The 15,029-nt window shown below is 52.3% G+C and carries 12 protein-coding genes; all 12 read left to right on the top strand.

What is annotated here, in order from left to right; genetic code table 11:
* The first annotated feature begins 40 nt into the window (after nt 1-40).
* Entirely contained in the window at nt 41-3,550 is a 3,510-nt protein-coding gene (gene addB / locus AC1DF0_RS15190; protein ID WP_477574510.1) for a helicase-exonuclease AddAB subunit AddB, read from the top strand.
* Nucleotides 3,551-3,558: 8 nt separating this feature from the next.
* A complete protein-coding gene (addA, locus tag AC1DF0_RS15185) occupies nt 3,559-7,470 on the top strand; it encodes a helicase-exonuclease AddAB subunit AddA (protein ID WP_477574509.1) in 3,912 nt (1,303 codons plus the stop codon).
* 37 nt (nt 7,471-7,507) lie between these two features.
* Nucleotides 7,508-8,104 (top strand): hypothetical protein, encoded by a 597-nt coding sequence (locus AC1DF0_RS15180; RefSeq protein WP_442051704.1) that lies wholly within the window; start codon nt 7,508-7,510, stop codon nt 8,102-8,104.
* Nucleotides 8,105-8,210: 106 nt separating this feature from the next.
* Nucleotides 8,211-8,564, top strand: a complete 354-nt coding sequence (locus AC1DF0_RS15175) for a histidine triad nucleotide-binding protein (RefSeq protein WP_477574508.1) — start codon at nt 8,211-8,213, stop codon at nt 8,562-8,564.
* Nucleotides 8,565-8,650: 86 nt separating this feature from the next.
* Nucleotides 8,651-8,824, top strand: a complete 174-nt coding sequence (gene rpsU, locus AC1DF0_RS15170; protein WP_005547957.1) for a 30S ribosomal protein S21 — start codon at nt 8,651-8,653, stop codon at nt 8,822-8,824.
* Between the two features lie 15 nt (nt 8,825-8,839).
* On the top strand, nt 8,840-9,283 hold the full coding sequence (locus AC1DF0_RS15165; protein WP_307201876.1) for a GatB/YqeY domain-containing protein: 444 nt from the start codon (nt 8,840-8,842) through the stop codon (nt 9,281-9,283).
* A gap of 166 nt (nt 9,284-9,449) precedes the next feature.
* Nucleotides 9,450-10,829, top strand: coding sequence for an NfeD family protein (locus AC1DF0_RS15160; RefSeq protein ID WP_477574507.1), 1,380 nt, complete (start codon nt 9,450-9,452; stop codon nt 10,827-10,829).
* Between the two features lie 41 nt (nt 10,830-10,870).
* Entirely contained in the window at nt 10,871-11,866 is a 996-nt protein-coding gene (gene floA, locus AC1DF0_RS15155; protein WP_477574506.1) for a flotillin-like protein FloA, read from the top strand.
* A 3-nt stretch (nt 11,867-11,869) separates the two neighbouring features.
* Complete coding sequence (locus AC1DF0_RS15150; protein ID WP_477574505.1) at nt 11,870-12,319, top strand: hypothetical protein; 450 nt, start codon at nt 11,870-11,872, stop codon at nt 12,317-12,319.
* A 208-nt stretch (nt 12,320-12,527) separates the two neighbouring features.
* Nucleotides 12,528-12,806, top strand: a complete 279-nt coding sequence (gene yqfC / locus AC1DF0_RS15145; RefSeq protein ID WP_337101604.1) for a sporulation protein YqfC — start codon at nt 12,528-12,530, stop codon at nt 12,804-12,806.
* Nucleotides 12,807-12,842: 36 nt separating this feature from the next.
* A complete protein-coding gene (gene yqfD, locus AC1DF0_RS15140) occupies nt 12,843-14,036 on the top strand; it encodes a sporulation protein YqfD (RefSeq protein WP_477574504.1) in 1,194 nt (397 codons plus the stop codon).
* Nucleotides 14,037-14,048: 12 nt separating this feature from the next.
* Nucleotides 14,049-15,014 carry a PhoH family protein gene (locus tag AC1DF0_RS15135; RefSeq protein WP_442051722.1) on the top strand — a complete coding sequence of 322 codons (966 nt, stop codon included), beginning with the start codon at nt 14,049-14,051 and terminating at the stop codon, nt 15,012-15,014.
* Nucleotides 15,015-15,029: the final 15 nt, after the last annotated feature.

Genomic DNA, 15,029 nt, shown 5'->3' with positions numbered 1-15,029 from the left:
ACGAAAGTAAACAAGGTGTGGGAGAAGGGGAGAATGGGTTATGTCGCTGCGCTATGTCATCGGTCGATCGGGAGCAGGCAAGACGACCTGCTGCCTTAATGAAATTCGCGACAGGCTTAAGGAGAAGCCTGACGGCGGACCTCTTATAATGCTTGTGCCGGAACAGGCAACATTCCAAACCGAATACGCACTCCTCCAGGATAGCGATTTGAACGGTACGATCAGGGCGCAAGCGCTGAGCTTTCGCCGACTTGCTTTCCGCGTTATGCAGGAGACCGGCGGGACGTCTCTTGTGCCGATTAATGATACGGGCAAGCATATGCTTCTATACAAGATCGTTCATAAGTTTGGTTCGCAGCTTAAGCTGTTTCAGAGCGGCGCTGAGCAGCCCGGCTTTATTGATCGGCTTGCCGAGCTGCTGACGGAGTGGAAACGTTATGGCGTCGACTCCGAGCAATTAAAGCGCAATATGAGTGAGCCTTCAAGCGAGCACTCGGAACTGCTTAAGCGCAAGCTGCATGATCTCCAACTGGTGTATGGGCAGATGGAGCAAGAGCTTGCCGGCAAATATATCGACGCAGAGGATTATTTGTATTATTTGCGTCAAGGGTTCGCCGATGCGCCGTCGATGCGCGGTGCTGAGATATGGATCGACGGCTTCTACGGCTTCACGCCAACGGAATATGAAGCGCTGGGGGCGCTGCTCGCATCCGGTGCGAGCATAACGATATCGCTAACTTTGGATCGTCCCTATGCTAACGGAGAGCAACCTCATGAGCTTGAACTGTTCCATCCGACGGCAGAGACTTATAACAAGCTGATGGAACTCGCGGTTGCTAACGATGTAGAAGTGCTGCCTCCTGTGCTGCTCGGAGATACGAAGCTGGGCCGATTCAGCGGCAGCCCGATGCTGGCTCATATCGAGAAGCATTACGGCGATCGCGTACCGATGTTACTGCAAGGTAAGACGTTACTGCAAGCCGAGCACGAACATTGCGGCTTGTCTTTGCATGCGGCCGTGAACAGGCGGGCAGAGGTAGAAGCAGTAGCTAGAGATATGGTTAGAAGAGCAAGAACAGAGCAGCTGAGATGGCGCGATATGGCTGTTATGGTTCGTAATGCGGAAGATTATTCGGATTATATCGGACTTATTTTTGCCGATTACGGCATTCCCTTCTTCGTAGATCAGAAGCAGAAGGCGCTTCATCATCCGCTCGTTGAGTTCATTCGCTCTGCCTTGGAAACGGTGCTGTTCGGCTGGCGTTATGATGCCGTATTTCGGTGCATTAAGACGGAAATGCTGTTCCCTATTGAGGACAGCCTTCCGAGAGAATGGTTCGACTTATTGGAGAATTATGCGCTCGCGGCCGGCATTGACGGGTGGAAGTGGCTTGACCGGAAGCGCTGGCAGCCTCTCGTTCAGCAGTCGCTGGATGACGATTCCGATATGGAGACAAAGATTAGCGAGAAGCAGCAGCGCGAATTCGACATCGTCTTCGCAGCCAGAGAAGCGGTTGTGCCTCCGCTTCGCCGTTTCGGCGAGGCGTTAGCCAAAGCGGATAACGTGCAAGCGATGTGCGAGGCGCTGTACCGATTGCTTGACCATATCGATGCCGCTGATAAGTTGGAACGTTGGAGCAGGCAAGATACGGAAGCCGGCAATGTCCAGCGGGCCAGAAGCCACCGACAGCTTTGGGACGGCGTCATGCTGCTGCTCGATCAGCTTGTCGAGCTTGCCGGAGGGCAACAGGTTACACCGGAGCTGTTCGCTGGCATGGTAGAAGCGGGATTGGACAGCTTGAAGCTGGCTTCTGTTCCGCCTGCGCTCGATCAGGTGCTGATAGGCAGCATGGATCGGACACGATCCGGACATGTAGGGGTTTGTTATGTATTAGGCGCTAACGATGGCGTTGTGCCGATGCGTGTGAAGGAAGACGGTATTTTGACCGAGGCGGAGCGGGAACAGCTTGCCGAGGATGGCACCCCGATGGCGCCTGGCGTCAGACGCCGATTACTGGACGAGCGCTTCATGATCTACAACGCTTTAACGACGCCAAGCCGGCACCTGTGGCTTAGCTGGGCGCAGGCGGACGAGGAGGGCAAGAGCTTGCTCCCTTCGGAGATTGTGCGGCATATGAGGCAGCTGTTTCCCGGCATACCTATTGACGCTTCGGCGGCGCAGCCGTCAGCAGCCTTGTCCGACGAGGAGCAGCGCCGATTCATTGCACATCCGCAACGGGCCTTATCTTATTTGATTGCTGCGCTTCGGGATTACCGGCAGGAAGGCCGTATTGCTCCGTTTTGGTGGGACATCTACAACTGGTTCGCGGTTCGGCCGGAATGGCAGCATAAGCTTGAAGGGCTCGTCTCGTCGCTAGGCTATATTAATCAGGAGTTATATATTCGTCAGGAAACCGCAAGAGAGTTGTATGGCGAACGGCTTAAGGTAAGCGTCTCGCGAATGGAACGTTTCGTCGCTTGTCCGTTCCAACACTTCGCCATTCACGGTTTGAAGCTGCGCGAGAGACGGATGTACAGACTCGCAGCGCCCGATGTGGGACAACTGTTCCATGCCGCGCTTAGCCGGATGGCTAGCGGACTCGGAGGCAAATGGGGAGCGATGCCGCCTGCGGAAATTAAGGCAGCGGCAGATCAGACTGTCGATGAGCTGATTCCGAAGCTTCAATCGCAGATATTGCTTAGCAGCGGACGCTTCCAGTATATAGCGCGGAAGCTGAAGGAAATCGTAGGACAAGCGGCAGCCATGCTAGGTGAGCATGCAAGAAGAGCGCAGTTCCAGCCAGTAGGCACGGAAATTGATTTTGGACCAGATGGCACTCTGCCTTCACTTATCATTCCGCTGCCTGCCGGCGGCGAGATTGAGATCATTGGAAGGATTGACCGCGTCGATGCTGCTCAGACGGATGACGGCTTGCTGCTGCGCGTTCTTGACTACAAATCCAGCGCAACACACTTGAAGCTGGAGGAAGTCATTCACGGCTTGTCTCTGCAAATGCTGACGTATCTCGACGTGCTCGTTACCCATTCCTCGGTATGGCTTGGACAGGAAGCTTCCCCGGCAGGCGTACTTTATTTCCATGTGCATAATCCGGTGCTGACACTGCCTAACGGAATTGGAAAAGCTGAAGCAAGCGGACAGCTGCTTAAGCGGTTCAAAATGCGAGGTCTCGTCACCGCGCATGCGGAGACGGTCAGACTGATGGATGACGAGCTGGAAACCGGTTACTCGGAGCTTCTTCCTGTAGCGCTTAAGCGTGACGGAAGCTTCTACAGCAGCTCGTCGGTCGTAACGAATGATCAATGGGACAAGCTTCGCCGATCCGTTCGCGGTGAGATTGCCCGTATCGGAGAGTCGATTCAGGGAGGCAAAGTATCGATTGAGCCCTATCGGATGGGGGCGAAATCCCCTTGCCAATATTGCGATTATAAAGCGGTATGCCAATTTGACACGCTGTTCGAAGGCAATGAATACAGAAAGCTGAACAAGCCAGGCAAGGATGAAATATGGCAGCAGCTCGAGAAGGAGTGACGGCACCGATGACAGCAACTGTACAACAACCAAAACCTGCGAACAGCACTTGGACGGACGATCAGTGGGATGCGATCGTGACGAGCGGCTCTAACGTGCTTGTCGCCGCTGCTGCCGGCTCGGGCAAGACTGCCGTCCTTGTTGAGAGGATTATTCGCAAAATATCGGCTAATAGCGACGTTGACCGATTGCTCGTGGCTACCTTCACGAAGGCCGCAGCGGCAGAGATGAAGGATCGTATCCGCATTGCGCTTGAGAAAGAGTTGGAGCGTAAGCCGGATTCGGAGCATTTGCGCAAGCAGCTTGCCCTCATGAACCGCGCTTCGATTACGACATTGCACTCTTTCTGTCTAGATGTCATCCGCCGCTATTATCCATTAATCGGTCTAGATCCGGGTTTTCGAATTGCGAATGAAACGGAAAGCGAGCTCATGCGTCTCGACGTTCTAGACCAGCTGTTCGAGCGCAAATACGAGTCGCCGGGCGATAACGGTGCTTTTCTGAAGCTTGCCGACAAATTCGGCGGCGAGCGCGGAGATGAGCCGCTCTACCGCCTTGTGCAGCAGCTGTATGATTTTGCGCAAAGCCATCCTTGGCCTTCCTATTGGCTGAGTCAGACTGCCGCGGCATTTGAGCTTAACGATACCGCTGAGCTCGGCGAGAGCGAATGGGTGAAGAGATTGTCGGGCCATGTACTTCTAACGTTGGAAGGGGCGGCTTCGCTGCTGCTGCAGGCGATGGATTTAACGCGTCAGCCAGGAGGTCCTTCGCCATATGCGGCTACCTTCGAAGAAGATTTTCAGCTCGTAGAGCAATTGATTGCAAGCGTGAAGGCGCAGGGCTGGGAGAACTGGTCTGAGCCGTTCCAGACGGCACAGTTCGGCAAGCTGAAGGCGATGCGCGGCGACGAATATAACAAGGACCTCCAAGAGCAGGCGAAGGCGCTTCGCGATCAAGCGAAGAAGCTTATAGCCGGGCTGGCAGCCGAATTATTCGGACGGGACGCCGAACAGTTTCTCGGGGAGTTGCAGGAGCTGGCGCCGTTAATGGCGACGCTGGCAGAACTGGTTATTGCATTTGGTGAAGGTTATGAAGCGGCCAAGAGAGCGAAAGGGCTGCTGGATTTCGGCGATTTGGAGCATTATTGCCTGCGGATACTTCGTGATCCGAGCTCGACGCCGGGCGAGCTGAAGCCTTCGATTGCCGCGATCGAGTTCCAGCAGCAATTCGACGAAATATTGCTGGATGAGTATCAAGATACGAACATGGTGCAGGAAGCGATCGTTTCGCTGATTGAACGAGCAKGGAGCGGCAATCGGTTCATGGTTGGCGACGTGAAGCAGAGCATCTATCGATTCCGTCTTGCCGATCCTACCTTGTTCTTGCGGAAATACAAATCTTACGCGACAAGGAAGGAGCTTGAGGCTGCCGGTATTGCGAATGCGGAGCAAGGGCTGCGCATTGACCTCGCTCGTAACTTCCGCAGCCGATCCGAAGTCGTGGACGGCGTTAATGACGTATTCCGTTCCATCATGCGAGAGAACGTGGCCGAGATGGATTATGACCGCCGGGCTGAGCTCGTATGCGGAGCATCTTATCCGCCGCCTCCATTGCAATCATCGAATGCTTTCCAAATTCAATTCGCCGTGTTGGACAAAGGCAAAGGCGGAGATCAGGAGGACAGCGAGGACGAAACCGGAGAAAGCGTCTACTCATCGGCAGCAGAGGATGAATCTGATGATGAAGCGGCCGGCGGAGCGGTTGCCATAGATAACACGCAAGAGCTTAAGACGGCTCAGCTTGAAGCGAGATGGATTGCCGAACAGATTCGTTCTATGCTGGATAACGGCTTTAACGTCTACGACGGCAAAAACCGCGTGAACAGGCCGATGCAGTGGCGCGACATCGTTATCCTGCTTCGGGCGACACAGCAGTGGGCTCCGATCATCATTGAGGAGCTGCAAGCGGCAGGCATTCCCGCTTATGCGGAGCTTAGCAGCGGCTACTTCGATGCAACGGAGGTGGAGACGATGCTCTCCATGCTGCGGGTCATCGACAATCCGTATCAGGATATTCCGCTGGCCGCCGCGCTTCGATCACCGCTCTTCTCGCTTCAGGCGGAGGAGCTAGCGAACATCCGCATTCCATCTCCTGGCTCCACTTATTACGACGCGGTTCTTCGGGCGGCTGTTGACGGCCGTCTGGACGAAGAAACGAGACGCAAGCTGAATGGCTTTCTTATTCGTCTTGATAGATGGCGCAATGAAGCGAGACAAGGTTCGCTTGCGGATTTGTTATGGGATATTTATCGGGAGACCGGCTACTTTGATTTTGTCGGCGGCTTGCCGGGAGGCGTTCAGCGCCAAGCTAACTTGCGAGCGCTTCATGACCGCGCGCGCCAGTATGAGGCGACTTCATTCCGAGGTCTGTTTCGTTTCCTCCGCTTCATCGAACGAATGAAGGACAGCGGCGGCGACTTAGGTACGGCAAGAGCGCTGGGCGAACAGGAAGATGTCGTAAGAATTATGTCCATTCATAAGAGTAAAGGACTTGAATTCCCGATTGTATTCGTTGCTGGGCTTGGGAAGATGTTCAATCAGCAAGATATTCGCAGCTCCTTCCTCATGCACAAGCAGCTTGGCTTCGGCCCTCGTGTCGTCGATACGGAGCTGCGCATCAGCTATCCGTCATTATCCAATCTGTCCATTAGACGTACGATGCGCATGGAGATGCTAGCGGAGGAAATGCGTATTCTATACGTCGCCTTAACGCGTCCGAAGGAGAAAATGTTTCTTGTCGGCACCGTTTCAGACGCCGAAGCCAAGCTTAAGCGCTGGCTGACCTCAATAGATGCGGAAGGACAGTTATCCGATTTCCGAATCGCTTCGGCTCGTTCGTTCATGGATTGGTTAGGTCCGCTTGCAGCAAGCCAGATGCAGTTATCGTTATCGGATGCCGAGGATGAACGCAGCGCGTCCGTACTGGAATGGAGGAGCGGCATCGTGCCGGCGTCGATGCTCGGCATGGAAGCGGCAGCCGCTGCCGAACAACATGAGCTTGGTGCCGAGAAGGAAGAACGGCTGCAAGCTGTAGCCTCGCTCGCCCTGCTTGAGGACGCGGCAGTCGATGAGCAGCTTCGCAGCCGCTTGGAGTGGGAGTATCCGCACCAAGAAGCGTCAAGAATTGCTGCGAAAACATCGGTGACCGAGATGAAACGTCTATATGCGGAAATGCCTGAAGAAGCGGCCGCCGAACATCATACATGGGAAGAAGGACAACCGCAAACGGGATCAGACAGCCGATCATCATCGCAGGTTAGTCCGACTTCTGAGACCGCCAGCGGCAGCTATACGTTCAGGCTTCGCAGGCCCGCCTTCATGGAGGAAATCGCCTTAACTGCAGCCGAGAAAGGATCGGCGAACCATCTGCTTATGCAGCATGTGTCGCTCACGGCGCCAGCAGATCGGGAGCAGTTGCAGAACACGCTCGATTCGATGATAGATAAGCGGTTATTGTCAGTAAAGCATGCAGAAGCAATTGATTTGGATGCTGTAGCAGCATTCTTTAAGAGTAAGCTTGGTGAAAGGCTTCGCGGCGCGCAGTGGGTTAGACGAGAGGTTCCGTTCAGCTGTATGTTCCCGGCGAATCGCGTCTATCCAGGATCTGGAGATACGCTTGCGGCCGAGCCGATATTGATTCAAGGCGTTATCGACTGTTTATTCGAAGATGAGAACGGTGTTGTCCTGCTTGATTACAAGACTGACCGCATCTACATGAAGGACTGGGATCTTGCTGCCGAGCGTCATCGTTTCCAGCTTGAGCTGTATGCTGAAGCGATTGAGGCGGTATTGGGAAGACATATTGACGAAAGCTATGTGTTTTTCTTCGATGGCGGCACATCGGTTAGGATTAGGGGTTAGAGGTTCGAGGTTAACAGTGAAAAGGAGTGCTGAAGCAATGGAGAAGCAGAACGCGGGCAAACGTCCGATCGCATTGCCCATTACGCTTGTCCTGCTCGTATTCAGCTTGATCGGCAACGTGTTTTTATATTCACAATATTTGCAGAACAAGCAGCAGAACAATTACGAGTTTGGACAAACAGTTGTTGAGAAGCTGACGGAATCACGTTTATACGCGCAAGAAATGATCAAAGTGATTGATGGGCTAGCGCAGAGCTCCACTCAAGCAGACCGTTACGAACTTGCCTATCAGATCGGCCGGGCAGCTGCGGTTGGCTATGCGGTCAGCGAGCTGATGACCGAAGCGGGAGGGCTGTCTGAGTCTGATGCCGCAAGCGGAGCAGAGGAAGCGGAAGCGTATATCAACGCTGCGGCTGCCAAGCTGACGGGAATTGCCCATCAGGAAGGAAGGCTAAGCGATAATGATCAAGAGCAGCTTGCTGCGCTTAAGGCTGATTTCGAGGAGATGGAGCAAGCGCTTGGCGGCTTCAATTACGCGATCGGCGAGAATCGGGCAGCGTCGATTCGGCTTGCAAGCGGACTTGAATGGCTGGATATCGCGAAGAAAATGGAGCAAGTAATCAAGCAGCAATAAATCAAAATCGACACCTCCTTTGCACCGTTTTCACGTTGGATTGGACGAAGACTCTATTTTTCGTTATGATAGTAGAGTAAATACGGTCGCAAAGGGGTGAATTCAAATGGATTGTCTTTTTTGCAAAATCGTTGAAGGAACAGTTCCGTCGACGAAAGTGTATGAAAGCGACTCAGTTCTTGCATTCCGTGATATCGCACCTGCAGCGCCCGTACATATCATAATCATTCCGAAGAAGCATATTGCGACGATGAATGACGTTACCGAAGAAGACGATGCCGTGATAGCTGAAATATTCAAGGCTGCCCGCTTCATTGCGAAGGAGCTAGGAATAGCAGAGTCTGGCTATCGGTTAATTAACAACGTAAACGCAGACGGCGGTCAGACCTTTTTTCATCTTCATGTCCATCTGTTAGGCGGCAAGAATGTTGGCCCATTATTGGCAGATAACCAAAGTTGACTTTCGCTTTTGGTTTGACATATAATGAAATTTGATAAACCGTGTTATAAGCTCTGGACGGTCTGTTTCGGAGGGAGGGAAAACTGGTGTCTGAAACTAAAGTTCGTAAAAACGAAACTATTGATGCTGCGCTTCGCCGCTTTAAACGTTCCATCGCTAAAGATGGTGTTTTAGCTGAGGTGAAGAAACGCAAGCATTATGAAAAGCCAAGCGTGAAGCGCAAGAAGAAGTCCGAGGCTGCGCGTAAGAGAAAGTTTTAGGAGGATCCTTCCACAATGAACCTGAGCGAAAGATTGAACGACGATATGAAGCAAGCGATGAAGGATAAGGACAAGTTTAAGTTGTCCACAATTCGTATGATGCGTGCGGCAATGAAAAACTTGGAGATCGATCTTAAGCGCCCTTTGGAAGATACCGAAGTGCTTGATATATTAAGTCGTGAGATCAAACAACGTAAAGATTCCCTCCAAGAATTTAAGAAGGCCGGCCGTGACGATCTCGTTACGGATCTTGCAGCGGAAATTGAAATTATTAGTCAATACCTTCCCGAGCAGCTGACTGAAGAAGAGATTAAAGCGATTGTAACGCAGACCATCCAGGAACTCGGTGCTTCTTCCAAAGCCGACATGGGGAAAGTTATGGGCGCTCTTTTGCCAAAAACAAAAGGACGTGCTGACGGTAAACTAGTAAATCAGTTTGTACAGCAATTTCTGCAATAACGATATGTTCGGACTGCAAACACCCCTTAACCGGGGTGTTTTTTGCTATGTGCGCGTATCAAGGTGAAACGGCTGTCACCTTCCACTTTCCTATATTTTTAATTGAAACAATTTCGTCACAATTTCGTAGTAGGGAATACKACAATGAAAAGGGGGTAGCCTTATCTTGTACAATTCGAAGTGGCGCAACAAGGCGGTCCGCGTTTCAATATTAACGCTGCTGCTGACTGTACTGATAGCCGGCATGTTGCCGTGGTTGACGGAAACAGCGCAAGCGGATACGACGTCTCCTATCGGGCCTGCTGTCTACATCGTACCGGTCAAGCAGACGGTGGAGTCAGGACTTCAATCTTTTCTAGAAAGGGCTTACAAGGAAGCGGAGGAAGCAAATGCCGAGCATATTATCCTCGTAGTTAACACTTTAGGCGGTAAAGTCGTTAATGCGGAGCAGATCGGGCATATGATTCGGTCCAGCGATATTCCGACAACCGCTTTCGTAGAAGGGAAAGCTGTATCGGCCGGGACCTATATCGCACTGAATGCGGAGCATATCGTGATGCAGCCAGGCAGCACGATTGGCGCAGCGGCAGTCGTGAACGGTTCAGGCGAGCTGATCGACAATCCGAAGACGGTATCGTTCTGGGTGAAGGAAATGATGGAATCGGCCCAGCTGAATGGACGGGATGGCGATATTGCAGCGGCAATGGTCGATCCGAATGTCGAGTTGAAGCTGACTGACAAGATCGGCAGAGATAAGCTCAAAGGAAATATTCTTACGTTGTCGGCAAGCGAAGCGGCAGTGGTTGGTTATTCCGATTACACGGCAAGCTCTGTGAACGACGTCGTTGAGTGGTTGCAGTTGGATGGAAGAACACTCGTAGAAGTGAACCCTTCTTTGGCTGAAAATGTCGCAAGATGGTTAGTTAATCCGATTGTGATGACTATTCTGCTTCTGCTTGGCATTGCGGGCATCGTTATCGAGTTGCTCATGCCTGGTTTCGGGGTACCGGGGATAGTCGGCTTGCTAGGTTTTGGACTTTACTTCTTCGGCCATTATGTAGCAGGCTTCGCCGGGATCGAATCCGTCGTGCTGTTCATAGTCGGCATCGCGCTGCTCGTTATTGAAATTTTCGTGCCGAGCTTCGGTATTCTTGGCCTGTTAGGAACGGCAGCTCTAATTACAGGCGTAGTCATTGCGGCTTCCGATCCAATGACCGCTTTCATCTCCATCGTCGTCGCACTTGTGGCGGCTGTACTCGTTATTGCTTTTGTGGTGAAAAGGTATAAGACCAAAGGCATTTGGAATAAGTTTATTTTGCGCGACAAGCTGACAACGGAAGACGGTTATGTATCGGCTGATGCGAAGGACTCTTTGCTGGGACTAGAGGGCATTACAGTAACGCCGCTGCGCCCGTCCGGCACGATCGTGATCGGCGATAATCGCGTCGACGTCGTGACAGCTGGAGAATTCATTCCTGCTGACCGCAAAGTTAAAGTTGTAAAAGCAGAGGGCACATGGGTTGTTGTTAAAGAATGGATAGAGTAAGCTGTCTCTAACTGCTCAAATTCGAATTGGAGGTTGAATACATGACACTTGATCCTGTTGTATCGTTCTTGATTATTGCAGTTGTCGTTATCGTCTTGTTATCTGTTTTTCTAAGCTTCTTCCCGATTATGCTGTGGATATCCGCACTAGCTTCAGGCGTGCGAATCGGCATTATTACGCTCGTCGCAATGCGTCTGCGGCGCGTTGTTCCGAGCCGGATCGTCAATCCGCTCATTAAGGCGACGAAAGCAGGGCTGGGCCTTAATATTAATCAGTTAGAGAGTCACTTCCTCGCGGGAGGCAATGTAGACCGCGTCGTGAACGCTCTAATCGCAGCGCAGCGTGCCAATATTCCGCTAATATTCGAACGGGCGGCAGCCATTGACCTTGCGGGCCGCGATGTGCTCCAAGCGGTTCAAATGAGCGTTAATCCGCGCGTCATTGAGACGCCTATCGTTGCAGCCGTAGCGAAGGACGGTATTGAAGTGAAGGTTAAAGCCAGAGTGACCGTTCGGGCCAACATTGATCGACTTGTCGGCGGTGCGGGTGAGGAAACGATTATCGCCCGTGTCGGCGAAGGTATCGTAACGACGGTAGGTTCGGCGAATTCCCATAAGGACGTCTTGGAAAATCCGGATATGATCTCGCGCACGGTGCTTGGCAAAGGACTTGATGCGGGTACGGCGTTCGAAATTTTATCCATCGATATCGCGGACGTAGACGTAGGCAAAAACATCGGCGCTCATTTGCAAACCGAGCAAGCTGAGGCCGACAAGAAGATCGCCCAAGCGAAGGCGGAAGAGCGGCGTGCAATGGCGGTTGCGCAGGAGCAGGAGAACAAAGCGAAGGTCGTCGAAATGGAGGCGCGTGTCGTCGAGTCCGAATCGCAGGTTCCTTTGGCAATGGCGGAGGCGCTGCGCAGCGGCAAGATCGGCGTTATGGACTACATGAATCTAAAAAATATTGAGGCCGATACGCAAATGCGCAGTTCGATCAGCAAGACAGACGGGCCGGCAGACGGTAAGGACGGCCGTTAAGAGATGCAACTATTCCAGTTCCTGCTCGATAACATCGTTGCGATAGTCGTTATATTAGGCTTCGTAGCAACATTTATGGGCAAGGCGAAGGAGAAGCGTAAGCCGAGGCAAACGGCCAGCTTCGGCGGACAGCCGGCATCTAACCATGCCGAGGAGCTCCAGGAAGAGCGCAGGCGTCAGATCGAGGAACAGCACGCATCGATAGAGAGAGAGCGTCAGAGGGCCCGTGAGGCTGATTTGGAGCAGGGACGACGTTTGGCTGAGCGCAAGGCGCGAGAAGAGGCTAGGCGGGCGTCAGAGGCTTCTAGAGCGTCTCATGCCAATATGGCGCATCGCTCAACCCAGATAAGCGGCAATGCAAAGCAGGAATTGCGAGCGGAGGACATCAGACGGGCGGTAATTTGGTCGGAAATATTAGGCCCGCCGCGTGCGAAGCGTTCCTTCCGTAAGTAGTCCGGTTAATGCCATATGATTATTCGAGAACGGCTAAGTGAGGCGAGAATGCCTTACTTACCGTTCTTTTTGTTGTGTCTTAAAGGCTTCATATTTCCAGTCCGCCGAGCATATTTTTAAAAGATCATCGTGTAATCGAAGCGGGTTTGGCCTTTTATAACAACAGGGCTGGCGGGATAGATCATATCGAGGGGGCATGGAACGAACAATGAGTCGCTTGAAAAAGAGATTTCGCAAACTAACAGCCGATCTGCTTGATATGCCTCAGGACGTCGTCTACGACCTTCCCCGCTTGACAATGATCGGGGATCGCCAACTATATATCGAGAATCATCGGGGAGTCGTCCATTTTTCAACGGATCGTCTGCGTCTCGCTCTCACGAAGGGAGAGCTGGAGGTAACGGGCAGCGATCTGGTTATACGGACGATCTGGACAGAGGAAGTGTTCATCGAAGGTCAAATAGCCAATATCCAGTTAATTCCGTGACTTAGGACATGGAAGACGAACGAGGAGGGGAAAGTAGTGAAATTGCAGAGCACACCGTGGATGAAAGGAATCGTGACGGTTCATATCCGAGGGGGCAAGCCTGAACAGCTTGTCAATAAAGCGTTGACGGGGGGACTCGAACTGTCTTCCATACGTTGGACGAGCGGGGGCTTGCTTCAATTTGAGGTATCCGTGAGCGACTATTTCAAACTTCGTGCGTATTTAAAAGAGACAGGCTGCCGCGCGCATGTGGTTCGGCGGAAAGGATTGCCGTTCTGGCTTGTAAAAGCGGAGAAGCGATTGCTGTTCACATCGGGTATTGTTTTGTTTCTGGCTATTATTTTCTTATTGTCCTCGCTCGTCTGGAGTGTCGAAGTGAAAGGCAACGTGAAGCTTACGGAAGAGCAGATTCGCGCAGTTGCCAAGCAAGAGGGGCTGTATCCGCTGCAGTGGTCGTTCAAACTTGCTGATGCCGACGTATTGTCCAAGCGTCTCGTTACGAAGCTGCCGGGGACGTCGTGGATCGGCGTAGAGAAGAAAGGGACTAAGGTCGTCATCCAAGTCGTAGAATCGACGTCGCCCGACCTGCCAGAGCTGCAGAGCCCGCGTCACTTGGTCGCATCTGCCGATGCGGTCGTTACGCAGATTATTGCCGAGAGAGGCAGACCTGTCGTGAAGAAAAATGCGTTCGTCAAAAAGGGACAAACACTCATCTCGGGAACGATCGGCAACGAGATGCACTCTCAGACCGTCGTCGCCAAAGGCGTAGTCAGAGGGCTCGTCTGGTACCAATTCGACATTGCCGCTCCTCTTACACAGAAGGCGAAGGTGTATACGGGGGAGAAAAAAACGAAGTGGCATCTTGTGCTTGGTTCGCGTGCTCTGCAAGTCAGCGGGTTCGGCGGGCATGACTACGAGCAATCGGAAACGATTCGTGTGGAGGAGAAGACGGCGTGGCGTCATTGGACGCTTCCGATTGGGCGTTTGAAGGAAACGGTCATGGAAACGGAAATCCAGGAAAGAGAGCTCACTGAAGCTGACGCGCGAGGAATCGGATTGATGGAAGCGAAGGCTGCGGTCATTGATAAAGCGGGAGCCGATGCCGTCATTGTGGACGAAAAGGTTTTGCATGAAAAGACAGACAATGGTAAAGTTTATATGAAAGTTGTTTTTGAAGTCGAGCAATCTATCGTAACCGAAATGCCATTAGTTCAATTACAGGGAGATTGAGAATTGTTGCAAATGGAGACGAAGTCAGTAAAGATCCCGCTCGGTAACGCGGCGGAAGGGTTAGCCGTATTCGGCCCTCAAGATAAGTATTTGCGTATGGTGCAGCAACAGGTTGAATCGTCTATTTCTTCACGGGAAGCAGAAATTGTCATAACCGGCCCATCTGCGGAGGTTGACTCCTTAGAACAATTGTACCAGGTGCTGTTGCAGCTCGTTCGCGGCGGATATACACCGTCGGAGCGCGACGTATCCTATGCGCTGGATTTGGCAAGATCGATGCAGGCAGAAGAGCTGCTCGATCTGTTCAAAGCGGAAATTACGACCACGTTTAAAGGCAGGCCGATCCGAGTTAAGACGATCGGTCAGCGCCATTATGTCAAGTTGATTCGCAAACGGGATATTGTGTTCGGCATAGGTCCAGCCGGCACGGGTAAGACGTATCTAGCCGTTGTGCTTGCGGTAGCAGCACTTAAGGAAGGCTCGGTGAAGCGCATCGTGCTTACACGTCCAGCTGTTGAAGCGGGCGAGAACCTTGGTTTCCTGCCAGGCGACTTGCAGGAGAAAGTGGATCCTTATTTGCGTCCGCTATACGATGCGCTCCATGATGTGCTTGGTCCTGACCAGACGGCGAAAGCGCTTGAGCGCGGCTCTATCGAAATTGCGCCGCTTGCCTATATGCGCGGACGTACGCTTGACGATTCTTTTATTATTTTGGATGAAGCCCAGAATACGACGCCGGAGCAGATGAAGATGTTTCTCACCAGGCTCGGCTTTGGGTCGAAGATGGTTATTACAGGCGATGTAACGCAGATCGATTTGCCTAGGGGCAAAAACTCCGGTCTGATCGAAGCGCGTCGAATCTTGCAAGGCATCGAAGAGATCGGCTTCATGATCTTCTCCGAACAAGATGTCGTGCGCCATACCTTAGTTCAGAAAATCATTGTTGCCTACAATACAGATGCTGAGAACAGAACCTAGAAAGGACTGTGCTGC

Source organism: Paenibacillus sp. 05T425, assembly GCF_056396205.1.
Note: the sequence above shows the minus strand (reverse complement) of the source record. Positions and strands in the feature narration are given on the sequence as shown.